Origin of the sequence: Ferrovibrio sp. (assembly GCF_025869515.1) — a bacterium.
Taxonomy (GTDB): Bacteria; Pseudomonadota; Alphaproteobacteria; order Ferrovibrionales; family Ferrovibrionaceae; genus Ferrovibrio.
Window position 1 is genome coordinate 67491 of the sequence record NZ_JAOZVR010000052.1, and the last position, 21059, is coordinate 88549.

Here is a 21059-nt window from a genome sequence, read left to right on the forward strand (position 1 = left end):
ACCGGATTCCGTCAAGCTGCAGAAATCGCATAGCCGCAATGCAGTGCCGGAGTGATTATTTTCGCACTTTCACGGCAAAAACAAAGCCGGCGGCGGATACCAGCATAGCCGCCAGCATGGTCCATATAACCGCGGCGTAACCGCCGGTCAGTTCCCAGATCAGCGCGGCCAGCGATGGCGCGATGGCGGCGGCGATGCTGGCCGGCAGCACCAGTGCGCCGCTGATGGCACCAAAACCTTCATGGCCGAGCAGATCGGGCACCGATGTGCCGCGCAGGATAGTCATCATGCCGTTGGCGCCGCCATAGACGGCGGCCATGACAAACAGCACCGGTACCACGGTCGGGAATGCGGCCAGCAGCAGCATGGCGGTCACGAACAGCGCCATGACGATATAGCCGGTGGTGACGGTTTCGATCTTGCGGCCGAACAGCAGCAGGATTCGCCCGCCCACCTGGGCCGGGCCGATCACCGTGATGACGGCAACGGCAACGGCAAGCGTAATGCCGAATTCATTCAGCATCGGCAGGAAATGGAAAATCAGCATGGCATGCGCCAGCAGATAAAAGGTGAAGCAGACCGCCAGGCCCCAGAATACCGGATTGCGCAACGCCTTGTGCATGGGGCGGCCGGGTATGGCATTGCCGGTATCGGCCGCTTTCCCCTGCGGCAGCATCGGATTCTCACGGTCGCGCAGCAGCAGGACATGCACCGGCAGGCAGAACACCAGATTGCACGCAGCCATCAGCAGCAGCGCGTCGCGCCAGCCGAGCGCTGCGATGGCCCAGGCGATCAGCGGCGTGAACACCGTGCTGGCGAAACCACCGGTCAGCGTCAGCATGGTGATGCGGATTTTGAAACTGTCGGGGAACATCCGCGTCAGCACGGCAAAGACCGGCGTGTACAGCGTGCCGGCCTGAGCCAGGCCAAGGCCAAACCAGATCGCGTAGAAGGCCACGGGATGACCGACATAAGCCCAGGCGGTGAACAGCAGCACCGCCAGCGCGGAGCCGAGACTCATCACCATCCGGCCGCCATGGCGATCGATGATGCGGCCGACCGGATAGGCGGCGAAACCGGCCGTCAGCAGGCCGAGCGAGAGCGCGCCGTTCAGCAGGCCACGGCTCCAGCCCAGCTCCGTCTCCATCGACACGACGAAGAGCGGGAAGCCGTAGAAGATGGTGCCCCAGGACACCAGTTGGGCGAAAGACAGGGCGGCGACCAGCGGCCAACCATCCTGGCGCCAGCGTTTTATGTTCTCAGCGACGCGACTCATTGCCAGCGTTATAGCCTGCCAGTGCCGCAGGCGGCAGGCGTTTTTCATAGACACAGCGAAAGAATGTAGACCTCAGCCAACATTGGCCAAAATCAATCCGTCACCCTCGGATTCATTCCGAGGGTCCATTGGCGCGTCCCGAGGCGCGGATGGTGCAGATGGACCCTGGGGACAAGCCCCAGGGTGACATGAATGAAGAGGTGCCCTACTCCGCCGCGCTTTGCAGGGGCACCGGCATACCCGCGTAAACCTCGCCCTCGCCATGCTGGCGGAACAGTTCAAGCAGGCGCCTGCGCATGATCAACCCGCCCTTGTCGGACGGCATATGCGCCTCGATGCGGCGGCTGATGTCGATGCAGGCATCGGCATCGGTGGCCTCCAGGATCTCTTTGTCCTCCGCCGTGATCACCGCATCCCAGTCGATCAGCTCCTGCGTGCTGCACTGTTCTTCCGTGTCGTTGCGGTAAAGCCACTGCACCAGCTGGATCTTGCCGTCTTCCATCGGCGTGGCGCAGTTGAAGATGATGTGCCGCAACCCGCCGGGATATTCCATATCGAGCCGGCGGCAGAATGGCATGTACCAGTGATTGCGCATATGCCGCGTGGTGGTGGGCGCCGTGGTGCCGGTGACGCGATGGGCAATCGGCGGATTGGCAATCGGCACGATCGATTCGGCATAAAAGCCGTAATCGGTCTCTCGCATCTCGTACTTCTCCGGTTTCGGCTGGTCGAGCTGGCCGAAGGTGGATTTATGCACGAAGGAGAAATGCGCGTTGTCGAAAGAATTCTCCAGCATGCGCAGCGGCGCGCAATTCCACTGCTCGTAAAACTGGTCGATGCGGCGGAAACCCGGATCGCTGTCTTCCGGGATGTCGAAAATCTCGGCCAGCGGCTCATCGAGCGCCACCCAGGCATAGCCATAACGCGGCTGGCAGCGGTAGCTGGGCGTCTTCAGCGTGCCCGACACGGCGGCGTTATCGGGGTATTGCGGAATCTTGATGCACTGGCCGCTGCGGTCGTAGGTCCAGCCGTGATAGCCGCAGACGATGTTGCCGTTCTCGCACCAGCCTTTCGACAGCTTCGCCGTGCGGTGGCAGCAGCGGTCGGCCAGGGCGGCCGGCTGTCCCTCGGCATCAAGGAACAGCACCAGGTCCTCGCCCATCAGGCGGAAGGATTTCGGGCCGCTGTTTAAATCGGCAAGTTTGACGGTGGCGTACCAGAATTTACGCAGGGTCTTCTGCTTGGTCGTCAGCATGGGACACGGTGTCCTGTCGCTCGGGCCCCGGACTCCCGGCCGATTCTCTCGGGAATCAGCGCCAGGATGGGGGATGGGGCCACCAGCCGGCCTACCGCAAATGGTCGCCTCCGCTGGCAGGGTCGAAACCCTCTCCCTGTAATATGCAAAACCCGAGCCGATTCGTCAGGATGGATTCTTGAAATCGCGCGCAAAAGCGATACATTATAACAAAGATTATCCCAGCCATGAGGCTCGCCATGCGCCGCCGCCAGTTCCTCACCGCCGCCAGCCTGTCTGCCGCTGCGGGTTTTGCCTGCACCAGCCCTGCGCTCGCCCTGTCGCTGGAAACCGCGCCGGCCACAGTGGCCGACCATCTGCGCGTGCCGGCCCCGGCAGTGAAGGGCGCGCTGGACTGGGACCGGCTGGCCGCGGCCGGCGAGAGTCTGTTCCGCGACGGCACGATCAGCCGCTTCCCTACCGCCCTGCGCCGGCTCGATGGCCAGCAGGTGGTGCTGGCCGGTTTCATGATGCCGTTCCGCGAAGCCAAGACGCATCAGGAGTTCATGCTGGGCGCCATGCAGTTCCATTGCGCCACCTGCATGCTGGGCGATCTGCGCCGCATCGTTGCCGTGAAGGCGGCCCGGCCGGTGGCCTATGACGAGCGGCCGCTGGCGATCCGCGGCACGCTGCGCCTGTTGGAAGACGAGGCCTCGCCGCTCTATTACCGGCTCGACGCGGCGACAGCGGCTTGATCTGACCGCCCTTGATCTGATCGGGGCTTTTCGCTCACAATCGCCGTCCCGGCGGCGGCTTCCATACGATTCGCACCTGCGCGATGCCCCCATGGCTGCATGGGGCATTGCCGCGTCTCTTTCTTTCCGTTCGGATTTTACCCATGACCGTCTCCACCGCCGCGCAAAGCAAACTGCGCGCCACCCTGATCGGCACCATCGCCATCCTGCTCTGGGCGTCGCTCGCCCTGTTCACCACGCTGACGCCGAGCGTGCCGGCGCTGCAGCTCACCGCCATGACCTTTTCGCTCTCGGCGCTGGCCGCGATCGCGATGTGGCTTCTGCGCGGCGACGGTGTGCTGAAGCATTTCCGCCTGGCACCGGCGGCCTGGGCGCTCGGCGTCTGCGGCCTGTTCGGCTATCACGCGCTGTATTTCCTGGCGCTGAAACTGGCGCCACCGCTGGAGGCCAGCCTGATCAACTATCTCTGGCCTTTGCTGATCGTGCTGTTCTCGGCTTTGCTGCCGGGCGAGCGGCTGCGCTGGTTCCATCTCGCCGGTGCCGCCTGCGGCCTGGTCGGCACGGTGATCCTGATCGCCGGCAAGGGCGAACTGGGTTTCGACTGGCGCTTTGCCGCCGGCTATGCCGCCGCCTTCGCCTGTGCCTTCACCTGGTCGGGCTATTCGGTGCTGAGCCGTCGCTTCGCCACCGTGCCGACCGATGCGGTCGGCGCCTTCTGCGCCGCCACGGCCGTATTGTCCTGGATCGGGCATTTCATGTTCGAGACCACGGCCTGGCCGGCGGATCTGCCGGAATGGGCCGCCGTCATCGCGCTGGGGCTGGGCCCGGTCGGCCTGGCCTTCTTCTGCTGGGATCACGGCATGAAGCGCGGCGACGTGCGCGCGCTCGGCACCATGGCCTATGCGGCGCCGCTGCTCTCGACACTGCTGCTGATCCTGTTCGGCCAGGGCGCGCTGACCCTGCCGGTGATCGCCGCCTGCGCGCTGATCGTCGGCGGTGCCGTGCTAGGCACGGCCGACCTCAGATCTCATGGCGGACGTCGCTGATACATCCGCCTCGCGCGCCGCTTCGGTGGGCGAACCGCCCGGGAAGACCAGCGCCGAGAGGAAGATGCTGAGGCCCAGCACGGCCAGCACGCCGAACAGCGTGTCGAAACCGCCGCCGCGGTCGTAGACCAGCGCGATCAGCGGCACCGCCATGGCACTGGCGCCGAACGACAGCAGGTAGCGCAGCGAAAACGCCCGCGCCCGCCATTCATCCGAGGTATAGCGCGCCACCATGGTGTCGTTGATCGTCACCTGGCCGAAGACGGCGAACATGACGCCGAGGCAGGGCAGGATCAGCCACCAGCTGTCGGTGAAGCCGGCGAGCAGCAGGCAGGGCGCCTGCAGGAAGGACACGGCCACGAAGATCTGCTTCAGCGTGTAGCGGTCGACCAGCCGGCCGATGATCAGCTGCGCCATCGCACCGGCAAGATAGACCACGAAGACCAGCAGGCTGATGCCGACCGGCGTGCCGATCAGGTCGTGCATGCGTTCGCTGAACAGCTTGGGCAGCGCAATCGTCGCCGCATTGAACACCACGCCGCCGCTGACACCCACCACGGCCAGCACGGCGAAAGCGCGGATGGCAATGGCACGCGGCACCTTCACCTGCGGCTTGCCCTTGCGCGGCGGGCTGGCATGGTCAGGCACCATGAGCAGATAGGCGATGCCGCAGCCAATGGAGACCAGACCCGGAATGATGAAGGCGAAACGCCAGCCGAGGAACTGCGCAATCGCGCCGGTGATCAGCGCGGCGCAGGCGACGCCGACATTGCCCCAGACGCCATTGGTGCCGAGTTCGCGGCCGAGCTTTTCCGCACTGAGCGATTCCGCATGGGCTGTGAGCATCGCGGTGCCGACCGGATGATAGATCGAGGCGAACAGGCCGATCAGCGTCAGTGCCACCGCCAGCATCCACAGCGATGTGGTGCTGCCGGCGAAAATTGCCGCCGCGCCGATGCCGATGAAAAATACGCCGAGCATGCTGCGCCGGCTCCATGTGTCGCCGAGCCAGCCGGACGGGATCGAGCCGGCACCGAAGGCGATGAAGCCGCCGATGGACAGCGCCAGCAGCTCGCCGTAACTGCGGCCGAAATCCGCCTCCATCGCCAGCACGGCGGTGGGGAAGATCAGCATGAACATATGGTCGAACAGATGGGCGATATTGACGTAACTGATCACCCGGCGGGCCAGCGGCATGGACGGAAACTCCCCTTGATCCGGGAAGAATAACCCTGTCTGATAAGCATCGTCCTGCCTGTTTCTATCGAGAATCAGACATAATGGCCGTCAAGCGCAGCACCAATGCCGAGGATTACCAGCGCGTCGCCCGGCCGGTGGCGGCGATGCCGAAGGACTTCCCGCATGGCCATCATATCGCGCCGCACAGCCATGAGCGTGGCCAGGTGATCTATGCCACCACCGGCGTGATGCGGGTGAGTACGACTCAGGGAACATGGGTGGTGCCGCCGCAGCGCGCGCTGTGGATTCCGCCCGGCGTCGCACACGAAATCCGCATGAGCGGCGCGGTGGCGATGCGCACGCTGTATATCGCGGCCGACACCGCAGCCAGCCTGCCGCCGGCCTGCCGGGTGATCGAGGTTTCCGACCTGCTGCGTGCGCTGATCCTCGCCGCCATGGAGGAGCCGGTGGATTACGCCGCCGGCAGCCGCGGCGAAGCGATTGCGCAGCTGCTGCTGCACGAGCTGCGCGGCGTGGCCGTGGTCCCGCTGCATCTGCCGCTACCACAGGATGCGCGGCTGCAAACCATCTGCCGACGCATGCAGGAGAACCTGCGCGCCGAACTGGATATCGAGACGCTGGCGCACGACGCGGGGATGTCGAGCCGCAGCCTGGCGCGGCTGTTCCAGCGTGAAACCGGCCTGGGCTTCCAGGCCTGGCGCCAGCAGGCGCGGCTGGCCGAGGCGCTGGCGCAGTTGAGCAGCGGCAAGCCGGTGGCAGTGGTGGCGCGCGATCTCGGCTATGCCTCGCCCGCGGCCTTCACGGCGATGTTCAGGCGCTCACTGAGGACGACGCCGGGCAGATACTTCTCAAAATGAACGTCATCCTCGGGCCCAGAAGCTCTTCTTGGCCGAGGATCCATCCCAACCCTCCGCGCATCGGCCATGTGTATATTGGCCTTGGGCAGATGGACCCTCGGAATAAATCCGAGAGTGACGATGTTGGAGTGACTAAGGCGCCCAGCCCTTTGGCGCCAGTTCGAAGCCGGCGAAGTCGAAACCCGGCGCGACTGTACATCCAACCAGAGTCCACGCACCAAGACTCTCCGCCGCCTGCCACCAGCCGGTCGGCACGATGCCCTGCGGCCGTTCGCCGTTCGCCAGATCGCTGCCAAGCATGATCTGCTGCACGGCGGCGCCTGCTGTTTCGGCGATGCGGAGCCGCAGCGGCGCGCCGGCATGCCAGTGCCAGATCTCCACGGCATCCACTTTATGCCAATGGGATTTCTCCCCTTGCATCAGCAGGAAATAGATCGCCGTCGAGCGGCTGCGGCCCTGCGCATCCGTGGCGGCATCGCGGAAGGTCTCAACGTAATGTCCGCCTTCGGGATGCGGCTGCAGGCCGAGCAGCGCGATCACGTCCTCTGCGGTCATGAAAAAATCCGGTCGAGGATCGCCAGCCCGACATCGAGCAGGAACCAGACCCAGCCGGTGGCCACCACGCTGGTGGCGATGGCGGCGATGATCAGCGCGCCGTCGCGCTCGACCTGGCCGAGCGCGGCCAGGATGATCGCCCAGGCCGGGATCAGGTTGCCGAACGGGATCGGCAGCGACAGCAGCAGCGCATTCCACAGGATCAGCGCGCCGATCAGCCGGCTGGCCGCGCGGCCGGAAAGATGCGTCAGGCGCGGCTTGATGAAGCGCTCCATCCAGATGATGTAGCGCAGGGTCGGTCGCAGCAGCTTGGCCACGTCGCCGCGGCTGAAACTGCGTGCCCGCCAGCCGGCCGGAAACCACGGCGTGCTGAAGCCGAGCAGCATCTGCGCCGACAGCAGCAGCAGCGGCAGGCCGAGAATGGCCGACAGGCCGGGCGCGATCGGCGCCGGGATGCCGTTGGGCAGCGCGAAAACCAGCACCAGGAAACCGAAGCTGCGCAGCCCGAAAGCGCGCAGCAGTTCGTCCAGGCTGATCCGGTCGTCTGCCCAGCCGTCGCAGAGCCCGGCGACGATCTCGCTGACCTTCTGACCGTTGCCGTTCTGGCCGTTGCCATTGCTGCCGGGCGTCTCGTTCATGTCTCGGTCAGTCCCGGCAGGCGCGGCGCGGCGACTTCCTCCACATCGGCCTCGATCACGTCATCGGTGCGATGCACATTGACCTCGAAACTGGGCAATGCCGCCGGCGCCGTCTTCGAGGGCCGGATGCCGAGCTGCGCCAGCTTGCGCATGCGCGGCAGCAGCCGGGCGTTGACCGAACGGCTGAAGCTTTCGAACTGTTCCGTCGCCTGTTGCAGGCCGCGGCCGACCTTTTCGGCCAGGCTGAGCGCGGTGGCGGTGGAATCGACCAGCGCATTCACCGCATCGATGATCTTGTCGAGATTCTCGGCCTGCTTGCCGCTGTCGATCTGCATGCGTGAGAAGGCGATCAGCGCAAACAGCGCCGAGGGACCGGTCACCATCACATTGGCGGCGATCGCGCGCTGCTCGAAATCCGGCGCCGCCTGGCGCAGCTTCTCGACCGCCGCGTCATTGGGCAGCGTCATGGCGATGATGCTGCGCTTCAGGTTGCCGCTGCGCCTGTTGTCGTTCCAGGTCGCCAGCACCGCATTGCCGTAATCCTTGGCGGTCAGCGCGCGCAGGTGCTGGCCCATGCGCTGGGCGAGCTGGGCCAGTGCCGCGGCCTCGGCACCTTCGCCTTCGGCCTCGGCGTGATCGAGCAGCACTTTCGAGGCTTTCGAATCGATCACCAGCACGGCATCGCCGGGCAGGAAAACGATGGCATCGGGGCGCAGGCTGCCGCGCTCGCCGTCGCCGGCGGCATGATACTGCAGGATGTAATCGATGCCCGGCTGCAGGCCGAAGGCCTTGAATGTGTTTTCCAGCCCGATCTCGGCCAGCCGGCCGGCGCCGCCGGGATGCGACAGCATGCGGTGGATGGCATCGACGCGGCGGTTGTCCTGCTGCTGCTGTGCCACCGTGCCGGCGACGATCTGCGCCACCTCGGTCATCTGCTTGGTCAGGCCTTCGGTGACCTGCTGCACCTTTTTCTGCGACTCTTCCTTATGCGCCTCGGCCTCGCGCTTGTGGTCGGCCAGCAGCTTGTTGGACAGCTGGGACGCCGATTCCAGCGCCGCGGCGCGGGCGGCCATCGTGGCGGTTTCGGCCAGTTTCTCGAAGGCCTGGCTTTTCACCGCCAGCTCGCTGCGCAGGCCCGCCGCCTGGCGTTCGGCCTCCAGCCGGGCGGCCTGGGCGGAGGCTGCCTCGTCGCGGGCGGCATCCAGCTGGTCGCGCAATTCGGCCAGCAGGGCGGCCTCGCCGGCCCCTCCGCCGGCCTTCCGCAGCAGTAAAACCAGCAGAATCAGCACGATGGCCAGGCCGGCGATACTGGCGATTCCAAGAATCGGCATTATATCCATGGGCATGGACGTTAAATAACAGCGGGCTTGACGGATCGCCAGCCCGCAGCCTATGTGACGCCCGGATTATCCTTTGGAATTGGCGGAAAACGCGGTTATGGCCCAGTTGCCGATCATTGTTGCTCCGGACCCCCGGCTGGAAGCTGTCTCGACCCCGGTCGAGCAGGTGACGGACGAAGTGCGCCAGCAGCTCGACGACATGCTGGAGACCATGTATGCCGCGCCCGGCATCGGCCTGGCCGCCATCCAGGTCGGCATCGCCCAGCGCATGCTGGTGATCGACATTTCACGCGAGGGCGAGGAGAAAAACCCGCTCTTCATCATCAACCCGGAAATCACCTGGGTCTCGGACGACGACCAGCTCTATGAAGAGGGCTGCCTGTCGCTGCCGGAGCAGTATGCCGAAGTCGAGCGTCCGGCCGAAGTGAAGGTCAGCTATCTCGACCGCGATGGCCGGCAGCAGGAGCTGCATGCCGAAGGCCTGCTCGCAGTCTGCCTGCAGCATGAGATGGATCATCTCGACGGCATCCTGTTCGTCGATCATATCTCCGCGCTGAAGCGCAACATGATCCTGCGCAAGCTGCTGAAGCAGAAGCGCCTCGCCACCGCCGGCTGAGCCGGCCGGACTTCGCCATGACCAAGCTGCGTCTGATCTTCATGGGCACGCCGGATTTCGCCGTGCCGGTGCTGGATGCCTTTCTGCAGGCCGGCGACGAGATCGTCGCCGTCTACAGCCAGCCGCCGCGCCCGGCCGGCCGCGGCCAGAAGCTCACCCCCTCGCCGGTCCAGGCTTTCGCCGAAGGCCACGGCCTGCCGGTGCGCCATCCGGTCAGCCTGAAAACCCCGGAGGCCCAGGCTGACTTCGCCGCATTGAAAGCCGATGCCGTCATCGTGGTGGCCTATGGCCTGCTGCTGCCGAAACCCATTCTCGATGCACCGAAATTCGGCTGCTTCAATCTGCATGCCTCGCTGCTGCCGCGCTGGCGCGGCGCCGCGCCGATCCAGCGCGCGCTCATGGCCGGCGATGCCGAGACCGGTGTCTGCGCCATGCAGATGGATATCGGCCTCGATACCGGCCCGGTACTGCTGCGCGAGACGGTGAAGATCGGCCCGCGCATGACGGTGAGCGAATTGCACGATGAGCTGGCCCGCATCGGCGCGCCGCTGATGCTGCGGGCCGTGCACGATTTCGCCGACGGAAAGATCGCGCCGCAGCCGCAGGCGACTGAAGGCGTCACCTATGCCGCCAAGCTGAGCAGGGATGACGGCCGCATCGACTGGACGAAATCCGCCGTCGAGATCGACCGCCTGGTACGCGCACTCAATCCCGGCGTCGGCACGGTGTTCGAGCTGAACGGCGAGCGCATCAAGCTGCTGGCCTGCGAGCCTGTAAGTGCCACCGGTATGCCCGGCACGATGATCGACGATGCCGGCACGGTCGCCTGCGGCACAGGCGCATTGCGCCTGCTGAAGCTGCAGCGGCCGAGCAAATCGCCGGTCGCCATCGCCGATTTCCTGCGCGGCCTGCCGCTGCCCCAAGGTACATCTCTCCTGGGGACACGGCTTGGTTAGGTTATTCAACAAAGACCGTCACCCTCGGATTTATTCCGAGGGTCCATCTGTCCAGGAATATCTATCGGCCGATACGCGGACGGTTGGGATGGATCCTCGGGACAAGCCCGAGGATGACGCTTAGGTCATGCCGCGCTATCGCCTGACACTGGAATATGACGGCAGCGGCTTCGCCGGCTGGCAGCGCCAGAAGGACGTGCGCTCGGTGCAGCAGACCTTCGAGGAGGCTGTGCAGGCAATCAGCGGCGGCCTGACGGTGGATACCATCGTCGCCGGCCGCACCGATGCCGGCGTGCATGCGCGCGGCCAGGTGGTGCATTTCGATCTCGACCGCGACTTCACGCCCGACCGCATCCGCGACGGGCTGAATTTCTACCTGCGCGAAAACCGCATCGCCGTGCTGGACGCCGCCATTGTCGACGCCGATTTCAGCGCCCGGCTGTCGGCGACGCGGCGGCACTATCTCTATCGCATCCTCAACCGCCGGCCGCCGCCGGCCATCGAGGCCGGCAGCGTCTGGCACGTGCCGGTGCCGCTGGACGCCGAGGCCATGCATGCGGCGGCGCAGCGCCTGCTCGGCCATCACGACTTCAACAGCTTCCGCTCCACCGAATGCCAGGCCAAGTCGTCGCTGCGCACGCTGGACGCCCTGCGCGTCATGCGCGCCGATGACGAGATTCATGTCACGACCAGTTCGCGCAGCTTCCTGCACAACCAGGTGCGCATCCTGACCGGCACGCTGAAACTGGTCGGCGAAGGCCGCTGGACGGCGGATGATGTGAGTGCGGCGCTGGCAAAGGCCGACCGCCGCGCGGCGGGACCGACCGCGCCGCCCGAAGGCCTGTGCCTGATGCAGGTGGATTACTGAAGCAGCGTCAGCTGCGCCAGCCGATCGCCCCGCGGAGCGTCAGCTGCGCCAGCCAATGGCTTTCGCCCAGTCGTCGAAATCCCTGCGCCGCGAGGCGGCTTCGGCGGGCGGCGGCGGCGTTTCGCCATTCTGCTGCGCTTCGGCGCGGCGCTGCCGGATGCCTTCGGCGAGCGGGATCAGGTCGCAGAGCGCGCGGCGCGCTTCCACCGTGGCTTCGTCGGCAATCGGCACCGGGCTCAGCTCGCCCTTGTCGTCCCAGTCGAACTGCGTGCCATAGACCTGCGGCCGGCCTTCGAGCCAGCAGATGCGGTCGGTCAGCAGCGCCACCTGCCAGCGCGGCACATCGCCCTTCGCCGCCGCCGCCTCCAGCACCTCGAGGCAGGCACGCATGAAACGCGGCAGGCCGATCGCCTGCTGCACGATCATCCAGGCCGCCGCGGCGCCGTCTTCGCCGGCCTTCGACTTGCCGGGCCAGCCCTGCGCATCGACGATATCGGCGAGCGCCTTGGCGTGACTGTTATGCAGGTTGCGCAGCTGCTCGTTATACCCCTGGAACAGCGAGCCGTCGGCGGCCAGCACCGCGCGCAGGCGCCGTGAGTCCTCCACCATGCCGATCAGCCTCTGACGCAAACTCTGGTCCATCCCTTGATCCCTATCTGCCGCTGCGTGGAAACCAGGCCGCGGGCGATATGATTCGCTGCTGCATACCCTGCCGTGCTGCATCGCCCAAGTCCAGCCGCGATGGCGGATTCGCCCGAAAACCGCCGATTCGAAACATGGTAAATATCGTCAGGGAAAGGTGTTCGCCTAAAGCAGCAGATCAACCAGCCGGTGCACCGCCATGCTGACGATCAGGTCGAGCGCCGCGATGGCCAGCGCCAGCGACAGGGTAGCGCCGAGACCGAGGCGGGCGATGCGCATGACGATGTAAAGCCAGGCCAGCAGCAGGGCCGTGCTCCAGCCGGCCAGCACGCTGCCCGGCAGCAGGTCCCCGCTGGCCCCGGCGAGGATCGGCAGCGTCGCCGCCGTGGTGATGCCCTGGGCCCAGTTGTAGAGGATGACGAAAATGCCGAACCGCGCGCCGAGATGGAACAGGCGGCTTAACCCGGCGACAAGGGCGAAATAGACCGCCCAGGCGGCGAGGAATTTCACCCCCTGCACCAGCGCATAGCCGAGCCGGTCCTCGCCCCAATAGGCCAGGTCGGCGGCATCGGGCTGCATCAGCACGGCATAGGCAAACAGCGTGGCGAGCGGCAGCCAGAAGCTGCGCCAGAAGCCGTCCAGCGACAGGTCGTAGCAGAGCAATGCGCGGTCATCGCCGCGCAGCAGCAGGCCGAGGCCCTTCAGGGCAGAGAGGATTTCGGCCTTATGCGGCAAGGCCATCGAAGAACCGCTGCAGCATGCCTTCATAGACTTTGGAGAGCGCGCGGATATCCTCGACACCGGCGCGTTCGTCGACCTTGTGCATGGTCTGGCCGACCAGGCCGAATTCCACCACCGGGCAATAGGCCTGGATGAAACGCGCATCCGAGGTGCCACCGGTCGTGCTCAATTCAGGCATCCGCCCGGTGCCCGCTTTCACCGCCTCCGCCATCGCCGCGACAAACGGCCCCGGCGCGGTGAGGAAAGGCTTGGCGCCGTCTTCCAGCACCAGGTCGAAACGCGTGCCGAGCAGCGCGCGGTTCTCGCCCTGGCCGCCGCAGATGGCCTCGCAGGTGCGGGTGATCCAGCTTTTCAGGCCCTCCGAGCTCTGCTCGGTGTTGTAGCGGATGTTCAGCACCGCCTTCGCATTGGCCGGAATCACGTTGTTGGCCGGATTGCCAACATCGATGCTGGTGATCTCCAGATTGGAGGGCTCGAAATGCGCGTTGCCGGTATCGAGCCGACGGCTCTTCAGCGCCGAAAGGATATCAAGCAGCTTGGGAATCGGATTATCGGCCAGATGCGGATAGCCGACATGGCCCTGCACGCCATGCACGGTGAGCCGCGCGGTCAGCGAGCCGCGCCGGCCGATCTTCATCATCTCGCCGAGCTGCAGCGGGTTGGTCGGCTCGCCGACGACGCAGACGCTGAGCGTTTCGCCCTTCTCCTTAAGCCAGTCGAGCACCCGCGTGGTGCCATTGATCGCCGGACCTTCCTCGTCGCCGGTGATCAGCAGGCTGATGCCACCGGGAATCTGGCCCTGGCGCGCGGCGATGAAACGGCCGGCGGCGGCGGCAAAGGCGGCAATCGCCGATTTCATGTCGGTAGCGCCACGGCCATAGAGCTGGCCGTCGCGGATTTCGGCGCCGAAGGGGTCGGCGGTCCAGGCAGCATGGTCGCCCACGGGCACCACATCGGTATGGCCGGCGAAGCAGAAGTTAACCTCACCCTCGCCCCAGCGGGCATAGAGGTTTTCCACATCCGGGGTGCCGCTTGCTGAGAATTTGAGCCGCTCGCAGCGAAAGCCCAGCGGGACCAGCGCCGCCTCCAATACGCCCAGCGCCCCCTGGTCGGCCGGGGTCACGCTCGGACAACGGATCAGGTCCTGGGCCAGGGTCACGGGATCGGGAAGGGACTGGGGTGGCAGAGGGGCAGCGGACACGGACGGGCCTTTCTGTGAAAGCGCGATGTAACCCCTTGAATTGGCGCGGGTCAATGCGGGCCAATCGGCGGATTGGCTCCGTCCCTGGTGGGGTTATGACGCAGGGCCCCTTCGTTGACATGGAGGGGGGCAATGCATATCTAATGCCCCGGTTTCCGTTGCGCCGGTTCTCGTTGCGCGACGTGGATTTAGCGCATTTCCCAGGGGTACGGCATAGATGTTCGGCGCGATCGCCAAGAAGCTGTTCGGTTCGGCCAACGACCGCGCCGTCAAAAGCTACCTCAAGTCCGTCCAGGCGATTAACGACCTGGAAGCCACGATGGCCCCTCTGAGCGACGACGAATTGCGGGCCAAGACCGCCGAATTCCGTCAGCGCCTGGCCGGCCAGGATGGCAAACCGGGCACCGATCTGGACGACCTGCTGCCCGAAGCCTTTGCCGTGGTGCGCGAGGCCGCCAAGCGCGTGCTGGGCCAGCGCCATTACGACGTGCAGCTGATCGGCGGCATGGTGCTGCATGACGGCCGCATCGCCGAGATGAAGACCGGCGAAGGCAAGACGCTGGTCGCCACGCTCGCCGTCTATCTCAATGCCCTGCCCGGCAAGGGCGTGCATGTCGTCACCGTCAACGACTACCTCGCCAGCCGCGACGCCGAATGGATGGGCCGGGTCTATCGCTTCCTGGGCTTAAGCGTCGGCGTCATCGTGCATGGCCTGGACGACAGTGAGCGCCGCGCCGCCTATGCCTGCGACGTCACCTACGGCACCAACAACGAATACGGTTTCGACTACCTGCGCGACAACATGAAGTTCCGTCGCGAGGACATGGTGCAGCGTCCGTTCAGCTTCGCCATCGTCGACGAGGTCGACAGCATCCTGATCGACGAAGCGCGCACGCCGCTGATCATTTCCGGCCCCTCGGAAGACACCACCGACCTCTATGTGAAGGTCAATGCGCTGATCCCGCAGCTGGTGCCCGAGGATTTCGAGAAGGACGAGAAGCAGCGCACCGTCAACTTCACCGAAAACGGCACCGGGCATATCGAAGAGATTCTGCGCGATGCCGGCCTGCTGAAATCCGAATCGCTGTACGATGTCGAGAACATCGCCGCCGTGCACCATGCCAACCAGGCGCTGCGCGCCCATGTGCTGTTCACCCGCGATGTCGATTACATCGTGAAGGACGACAAGGTCATCATCATCGACGAGTTCACCGGCCGCATGATGGAAGGCCGCCGCTATTCCGACGGCCTGCACCAGGCGCTGGAAGCCAAGGAAGGTGTCGCCGTCCAGACCGAGAACCAGACTCTGGCCTCGATCACCTTCCAGAATTACTTCCGCATGTATCCCAAGCTGGCCGGCATGACCGGCACGGCCTCGACGGAAGCCGCAGAATTCGCCGACATCTATCGCCTGGAAGTGGTCGAAATCCCGACCAACGTAGCCGTAGCCCGCCTCGATGGCGACGACGAGGTGTATCGTTCGGCGCGCGAGAAATACGAAGCCATCGTCACCCTGATCGGCGAATGCCGCGAAAAGGGCCAGCCGCTGCTGGTCGGCACCGTGTCGATCGAGAAGTCGGAACTGCTGTCCGACTTCCTGAAGCAGAAGAACATCCCGCATCATGTGCTGAATGCGCGCCACCATGACCAGGAAGCCTTCATCGTCGCCCAGGCCGGCCGTCTCGGCGCGGTGACGATTGCCACCAACATGGCTGGCCGCGGCACGGATATTCAGCTCGGCGGCAATGCCGACATGCGCATCCTGCAGGAAACCCAGGGTATGGAAGGCGAGCTGAAGGCCAAGATGGAGGCGCAGATCCGCGCCGAAGTGGCGGTCGAGAAGGACAAGGTGCGCGCCGCCGGCGGTCTGTACGTGATCGGCACCGAGCGCCATGAAAGCCGCCGTATCGACAACCAGCTGCGCGGCCGATCCGGCCGCCAGGGCGATCCCGGCGCGTCGAAATTCTTCCTCTCGCTGGAAGACGACCTGCTGCGCATCTTCGGCTCCGAGCGCATGGACAGCATGCTGCAGCGGCTCGGCCTGAAAGAAGGCGAGGCGATCATCCACCCCTGGATCAACAAGGCGCTGGAAAAAGCGCAGCAGAAAGTCGAGGCGCGGAATTACGAAATCCGCAAGAACCTGCTGAAATACGACGACGTGATGAATGACCAGCGCAAGGTCATTTACGAGCAGCGCATCGAGATCATGGGCGCGGATCATGTCGCCGATACCGTGCGCGACATGCGCGAGGAAATCGCCAACGATCTGGTCACCCGCCATATCCCCGAACGCGCCTATGCCGAACAGTGGGATTCGGAAGGCCTGCAGGCCGAAGTGATGCGTGTGTTCGGCCTCGATCTGCCGATCGCCGACTGGGCCAGGGAAGAAGGCATCGCCGACCAGCAGATCCGCGAACGCCTGCTGGATGCCATCGAGCGCCGCATGGCCGAGAAGGCCGCCAATTTCGGCCCCGACGTGATGCGCATGGTGGAGCGCAGCCTGCTGCTGCAGGTGCTCGACCAGACCTGGAAGGAACACCTGCATCACCTGGACTACCTGCGCCAGGCCATCGGGCTGCGCGCCTATGCGCAGAAGGATCCGCTCAACGAATACAAGCGCGAGGCCTTCTCGCTGTTCGAGCAGATGCTGAACCGCGTGCGCGAGCAGGTGACATCCATCCTGTCGCGCGTCGAGGTGCGTGCCGAGGAACCGCCGGCCGAGCTGTTCTCGCGCCCCTCGGCACCCCAAAGCCAAGCCTGGCATGAAAGCCGCGGCGAAGCGCTGGAAGGCGGCGATGCCGACGAGGCCGGCCTGCCGGCCCGCCCGGTGGCGCAGGCCCGCGGCGCCACGGTCGACCCCAGCGACGAGTCGACCTGGAAGGCAACCCCGCGCAATGCGCCCTGCCCCTGCGGTTCGGGCAAGAAATACAAATACTGCCACGGCAAGTGAATGGCACGAAAAGCGGCATTCTGGGTGTCGCTTGTAGCTATACTCGCCGTATGTGAACTTGCATTCGGATTGTTCGGCGACTTCTTCCGCGTTGATCGCTGCCTTGATGCTGGTGGACGCTGGGATTACGAACAGCGAATGTGCGAAGGCAACCAGTATTGAATGCCCTCAACCGTCATCCTCGGGCTTGTCCCGAGGATCCATCTGCGTGTTCCGATACGCGGAGGGTTGGGATGGACCCTCGGGACAAGCCCGAGGGTGACGACCTGTATTGATCGTTCCGCCTGTGTCATCATCGCGGCATGACCACACTCACCCTCGCCCAGGCCAACCGCTTCGCCGCCCTGCCGCTGCGCAATCTCGCCATCGAATATCCCAACAGCCTGGCGCATTTCGTCCATGGTCCGGACGACATGCAACCGCCGCACCGGCTGCATCCGATTTTCTGGGGCAGTTACGACTGGCATTCCTGCGTGCATGGCTGGTGGCTGCTGACGCGCTGCCTGCGCCGGCATCCCGATCTCGCCGCCGCGCCGCAGGCACTCGCGCTCTATGCGCGTTTCTTCACAGCCGCGGCCGGCGCAGGCGAGGCCGCCTATCTCGATGCGCCGGGCCGCGGCACCTGGCAGCGGCCTTACGGCTGGGGCTGGCTGCTGGCGCTCAGCGCCGAACTCGCGCTGTGGGATCACCCGCAGGCCCGGCAGTGGCGCGCCGCGCTGCAACCGCTGGAGCAGCGCATCGTCGCGCGCTTTCCCGCCTATATGGACAAGCTCACCTACCCGATCCGCGTCGGCACCCATTTCAATACCGCGTTTGGCCTGCTGCTGGCGCTGCACTATGCGCGCATCACCGACGAACCGACGCTGACCCCGGCGATTGCCGCCTATGCCGAACGGGTGTTCCGCGCCGATGTCGATTATCCGGCGCATTACGAACCCAATGGCGACGATTTCCTCTCCGGCGGCCTGGTCGAGGCGCTGCTGATCGCCGAGCTGATGCCGCAAACCGACTTTGCCGCCTGGTGGAACCGCTTCCTGCCCAATGCCACAACCGTTTTCAAACCCGCCATCGTCGCCGACCGCTCCGATGCCAAGGGCGTGCATCTCGATGGCCTCAATCTTTCGCGCGCCTGGTGCCTGCGCGGCATCGCCGACGGCCTGCCGGGCGACCAGTCCGGGCTGCTGCAATCGGCGGCCGCGCATGAAGCCGCCAGCCTGCCTTTCCTCGAAAGCGGGGAGTATGGCGGCGAGCACTGGCTGGCAACCTATGCAGCGCTCAGCATCGAAGGATTGGCAGCCTGACCCTGACGCCGCCGCTCAGGAACCGAAGCGGTGCACGCCCGGTCCCTGCGCCTTGCCAAGTCCATCAAAGGAAAGCCGTGACAGCGCCAGCCGCGCATCGGCGTCCGACAGGGTGTAGCCCTTGGCCGCGCAGTAATAGCCCATGATCTGATCAGTGCCGCTGGTACTGGCTGCGGCGGAGTTGAATGGCAGGGACGACGCGCTGCCATACAGTCCGCCGAAGGCGAAGCAGGATTTGCCCAGCGCCGAGAAGCGCCGGTACTCCGTCAGCCCGACCGGCGACGGCGCCTTCAGTCTTTGCGGGTCGGTCCAGGTGACCGTCTGACCCTTGAACTCGACATAGAAAGCCGGCAGCAACCCGTCGAAATTCGGCGCATCGGTAAAATAGGTCGCCTCTGCGGCGATGGAAAAAACATAGATATGCGCAAAGGCGGCATCGCCGCCGATCTTGTTGAACATGTAGCCGAAGTGCCGGACATTGCGCTTGGTGCTGGCGGTATTGACGCCTTCGAAAGCCCGGCTCGGCTGGGCCGACAGGCCAGGCGGGTCGAAGTTCAGCCGGCTCTGCGATGGCGGAAAATCGGTCCACTGCATTTGTGCCTGGGCCGCGCCGGCGGCTGACAACAGAACAGCAACAGCAATCAAAACGGCTCTCATCGGCTCCCCCGTATCTTTCGATCCACCCATTCCCTTCGACCTTGGGAAAATCTAACTTGCTTAGCAGCGGACCGTAAACGGTATTGCCATGTCGGCCGGTTTTTGTGGCGCGCTGCATACAGATATCCTGCATACAGCCGTCATCACTCGTAATTCCGTCGTGGTCTGCCAACGTCATGCTAATATCGGCACGACACCCACAGCGGAGCCATTTGTTACGCACCATGCCGACAGACCTGCGCGATATTGCCTATGACACGGTGGAGAACGCCGACATTGCCCGGCAGGAAAATGTCGGCGGCAAGCTGCGGCGGCTGAAGCGCTATGGCATTTTTTACCGTCGCCTGAATTCACGCGAACGCCTCGGCGGTCTGCTGAGCCGCATGATTGATGTCGGCATGGTGGATGGTGGCCAGCTGCTCAGTCTGCTGGTCCTGGCCTGGGGCGCCATCACCAATCGTCTGCGCCGCCGGAAAACCTCCGATCCAGCGCCCTAGCGATCGCGCGGATCGCGCCGCCGCTCCAGTTCATTGTCGATACGTCGCGTCTCGTCCCATTCGATGATCTTCTGTGCCGGCCCCACATAGCGGCGGGAAATCTGGCGCATCATCTTGGGCAGGACGCGCCGTAACGCCCGCCGCCCATCCGTCAGATCGTCATTGCCGTCTTCCAGCGCCCTGCGCGCCTGCTGCAACTCCTCGGGCGTCATCTTGTCGTAATGCCATTGCGGCTGGGTTGCGATTTCGGCGGCCAGCGCGTGCAGGCGACCGGCCAGCTTCGGATCGCTCTCGCGCAGATCCTGTATTTTCTGCAGCGATGCCGCGCGGTCGCGCCCCGTCGTATAGCGGATGAAATTCACCGCGCCGAGGGCCGGCAGCACGGCCGGATTTTCCATATCGATCCCATCCGGATCGAGGCCGAGCTGTGCAGCCAGATCGCGTGTGACCGTCGCCGTGGTTGCACGGCTTTTCATTTCACCATCCGACACATGAACACCCTGCGGCGGGCGATAGAGATTCTGCAGCCAGCTGAATGTCTCGCCGCCCGGACCGGCCCAGCCATCGACGGTGAGGCCATTGTCCGTCTGCAGGCGGCGCAGGGCCGCGTCGTCGCGGTTGCCCCAGTAGCCGGTCGGGCCGCCGGTGGCCTCGGCATCGAGCACACCCTCGCGATGCAGCAGCGCCTGGGTCTTGAAAACGTCGCCGCGCTGGTTCGCCTGCCCGGTACCGACCGTGCCGTTGAGATCGAACAGCCGTTCGCCGAACAGGCTGTTCAGCGGGGCACCGTTCATCCAGGCACCGCGCGCCGCTTCCCAGGCCGGATCGCCGGCGCCGATGCGGCCGAAGGGATCGGAGTCCGGCTCCGGCGCCGGATTGGGGCCGAACAGGGTGCTGAAATCCATCTCGTCGAGCGGCGCGGCCATCGGGAAATCTCCATCGGAATATCAGAAAGAACAAAATATGAATATATAATATGTTATTATTCCTATAATTGCAACAAAAACGTTCCTCTTAATTCCCATTCCGGCTAACCCACGGGAAGCCTTGCCAATCCCGGCGCCGTTATGGCTGGCTGATCCCAGAAGCAGGAGGAAACCGCATGCCCGTCAGCCCCGAACTCTGGCTCGCCTTCGCCGCCGCCGCGACCGTGATGATCCTGATCCCCGGGCCCACCACGCTGATGGTGCTGGGCCACACCATGGCCGGCGGGCCACGCCGCGGCGCGCTCAGCCTGATCGGCGTCACGCTCGGCGATATCTGCGCCATCACGCTGTCCATGCTGGGCTTCAGCGCCCTGCTCGCCACCTCGGCCGAAGCCTTCACCGCCATGAAGTGGATCGGCGCCGCCTATCTGCTCTGGCTCGGCATCAAGCTGTGGCGTGCGCCACCGATGGGCTTGACACCCGTCAGCGCCGGCGCGTCCACCGCCCGCGATGCCATCCTGCAGACCTTCATCGTCACGCTGCTGAATCCGAAGGGCATCCTGTTCTTCGCCGCCTTCCTGCCGCAGTTCATCGACCCGACCCGGCCACTCTGGCCGCAGGTGGCGGTGCTGACCCTGACCATGAATGTGCTGGCGGCCAGCATCCAGGGCTGCTGGATCGCCATGATGGGCCAGGCACGCAACCGCATGGCCAGTCCGCGCGTGCTGAAGACCATGAACCGCGCGGGTGGCGCCATGCTGATCGGCGCCGGCATGCTGACCGCCACCCTGAAGCGCAGCTGA

General features: G+C 65.0%; 21 protein-coding genes. 10 read left to right on the forward strand and 11 right to left on the reverse strand.

Annotation, left to right across the window (positions count from 1 at the left end; genetic code table 11):
* Positions 1-55: 55 nt before the first annotated feature.
* Both OJJ21_RS08525 and OJJ21_RS08530 read right to left on the reverse strand, forming a co-directional pair.
* Positions 56-1276, reverse strand: coding sequence for an MFS transporter (locus tag OJJ21_RS08525; RefSeq protein WP_297685099.1), 1221 nt, complete (start codon positions 1274-1276; stop codon positions 56-58).
* A gap of 205 nt (positions 1277-1481) precedes the next feature.
* A complete protein-coding gene (locus tag OJJ21_RS08530; protein WP_297685101.1) occupies positions 1482-2531 on the reverse strand; it encodes a Rieske 2Fe-2S domain-containing protein in 1050 nt (349 codons plus the stop codon).
* Positions 2532-2770: 239 nt separating this feature from the next.
* Between OJJ21_RS08530 and OJJ21_RS08535 the strand changes: the two genes are divergently transcribed.
* Positions 2771-3265 (forward strand): hypothetical protein, encoded by a 495-nt coding sequence (locus OJJ21_RS08535; RefSeq protein WP_297685103.1) that lies wholly within the window; start codon positions 2771-2773, stop codon positions 3263-3265.
* A 143-nt stretch (positions 3266-3408) separates the two neighbouring features.
* Entirely contained in the window at positions 3409-4311 is a 903-nt protein-coding gene (locus tag OJJ21_RS08540) for an EamA family transporter (RefSeq protein ID WP_297685105.1), read from the forward strand.
* On the opposite strand, the gene OJJ21_RS08545 is transcribed toward OJJ21_RS08540, so the two are convergent.
* Positions 4270-5508: an MFS transporter gene (locus tag OJJ21_RS08545; RefSeq protein ID WP_297685107.1), complete on the reverse strand. Its 1239-nt coding sequence runs from the start codon at positions 5506-5508 to the stop codon at positions 4270-4272. The two genes, OJJ21_RS08540 and OJJ21_RS08545, sit on opposite strands and share 42 nt — an antisense overlap.
* A gap of 83 nt (positions 5509-5591) precedes the next feature.
* On the opposite strand from OJJ21_RS08545, the gene OJJ21_RS08550 reads away from it, so the two are divergent.
* Complete coding sequence (locus OJJ21_RS08550) at positions 5592-6368, forward strand: helix-turn-helix transcriptional regulator (protein WP_297685109.1); 777 nt, start codon at positions 5592-5594, stop codon at positions 6366-6368.
* 132 nt (positions 6369-6500) lie between these two features.
* Here the strand turns inward: OJJ21_RS08550 and OJJ21_RS08555 are convergent, their stop codons facing one another.
* From OJJ21_RS08555 to rmuC, 3 genes are read right to left on the reverse strand one after another with little or no spacing between them, the layout of a single operon-like run.
* Complete coding sequence (locus OJJ21_RS08555) at positions 6501-6923, reverse strand: cupin domain-containing protein (RefSeq protein ID WP_297685111.1); 423 nt, start codon at positions 6921-6923, stop codon at positions 6501-6503.
* A complete protein-coding gene (locus tag OJJ21_RS08560) occupies positions 6920-7561 on the reverse strand; it encodes an exopolysaccharide biosynthesis protein (RefSeq protein WP_297685113.1) in 642 nt (213 codons plus the stop codon). The genes OJJ21_RS08555 and OJJ21_RS08560 overlap by 4 nt, the downstream gene beginning before the upstream one ends.
* On the reverse strand, positions 7558-8892 hold the full coding sequence (rmuC, locus tag OJJ21_RS08565) for a DNA recombination protein RmuC (RefSeq protein WP_297685115.1): 1335 nt from the start codon (positions 8890-8892) through the stop codon (positions 7558-7560). The genes OJJ21_RS08560 and rmuC overlap by 4 nt, the downstream gene beginning before the upstream one ends.
* A gap of 106 nt (positions 8893-8998) precedes the next feature.
* Between rmuC and def the strand changes: the two genes are divergently transcribed.
* From def to truA, 3 genes are all read left to right on the forward strand, one after another.
* Complete coding sequence (gene def / locus OJJ21_RS08570) at positions 8999-9517, forward strand: peptide deformylase (protein ID WP_297685117.1); 519 nt, start codon at positions 8999-9001, stop codon at positions 9515-9517.
* Between the two features lie 26 nt (positions 9518-9543).
* Positions 9544-10473: a methionyl-tRNA formyltransferase gene (gene fmt / locus OJJ21_RS08575; protein ID WP_366092684.1), complete on the forward strand. Its 930-nt coding sequence runs from the start codon at positions 9544-9546 to the stop codon at positions 10471-10473.
* A 127-nt stretch (positions 10474-10600) separates the two neighbouring features.
* Positions 10601-11341: a tRNA pseudouridine(38-40) synthase TruA gene (gene truA, locus OJJ21_RS08580; RefSeq protein ID WP_297685121.1), complete on the forward strand. Its 741-nt coding sequence runs from the start codon at positions 10601-10603 to the stop codon at positions 11339-11341.
* A 39-nt stretch (positions 11342-11380) separates the two neighbouring features.
* Here truA and OJJ21_RS08585 read toward each other — a convergent pair whose 3' ends face one another.
* The 3 genes from OJJ21_RS08585 to dapE all read right to left on the reverse strand — a co-directional run bounded on the left by OJJ21_RS08585 (position 11381) and on the right by dapE (position 13925).
* A complete protein-coding gene (locus tag OJJ21_RS08585) occupies positions 11381-11983 on the reverse strand; it encodes a DUF6624 domain-containing protein (RefSeq protein WP_297685123.1) in 603 nt (200 codons plus the stop codon).
* Between the two features lie 165 nt (positions 11984-12148).
* Positions 12149-12724: a hypothetical protein gene (locus tag OJJ21_RS08590; RefSeq protein ID WP_297685125.1), complete on the reverse strand. Its 576-nt coding sequence runs from the start codon at positions 12722-12724 to the stop codon at positions 12149-12151.
* Entirely contained in the window at positions 12708-13925 is a 1218-nt protein-coding gene (gene dapE, locus OJJ21_RS08595; RefSeq protein ID WP_297685127.1) for a succinyl-diaminopimelate desuccinylase, read from the reverse strand. Before dapE ends, OJJ21_RS08590 begins: the two co-directional genes overlap by 17 nt.
* Before the next feature lie 217 nt (positions 13926-14142).
* Between dapE and secA the strand changes: the two genes are divergently transcribed.
* A complete protein-coding gene (gene secA / locus OJJ21_RS08600) occupies positions 14143-16875 on the forward strand; it encodes a preprotein translocase subunit SecA (protein ID WP_297685129.1) in 2733 nt (910 codons plus the stop codon).
* A gap of 302 nt (positions 16876-17177) precedes the next feature.
* Positions 17178-18176, forward strand: coding sequence for a DUF2891 domain-containing protein (locus OJJ21_RS08605; RefSeq protein WP_297685131.1), 999 nt, complete (start codon positions 17178-17180; stop codon positions 18174-18176).
* Positions 18177-18191: 15 nt separating this feature from the next.
* On the opposite strand, the gene OJJ21_RS08610 is transcribed toward OJJ21_RS08605, so the two are convergent.
* Positions 18192-18770, reverse strand: coding sequence for a hypothetical protein (locus OJJ21_RS08610; RefSeq protein ID WP_297685133.1), 579 nt, complete (start codon positions 18768-18770; stop codon positions 18192-18194).
* A gap of 287 nt (positions 18771-19057) precedes the next feature.
* Here OJJ21_RS08610 and OJJ21_RS08615 point away from each other — a divergent pair, with 287 nt between their 5' ends.
* Positions 19058-19330, forward strand: coding sequence for a hypothetical protein (locus OJJ21_RS08615; protein WP_297685135.1), 273 nt, complete (start codon positions 19058-19060; stop codon positions 19328-19330).
* Here OJJ21_RS08615 and OJJ21_RS08620 read toward each other — a convergent pair.
* On the reverse strand, positions 19327-20256 hold the full coding sequence (locus OJJ21_RS08620) for a peptidoglycan-binding domain-containing protein (protein WP_297685137.1): 930 nt from the start codon (positions 20254-20256) through the stop codon (positions 19327-19329). The two genes, OJJ21_RS08615 and OJJ21_RS08620, sit on opposite strands and share 4 nt — an antisense overlap.
* Positions 20257-20432: 176 nt before the next feature.
* Between OJJ21_RS08620 and OJJ21_RS08625 the strand changes: the two genes are divergently transcribed.
* Positions 20433-21059 (forward strand): LysE family translocator, encoded by a 627-nt coding sequence (locus tag OJJ21_RS08625; protein WP_297685139.1) that lies wholly within the window; start codon positions 20433-20435, stop codon positions 21057-21059.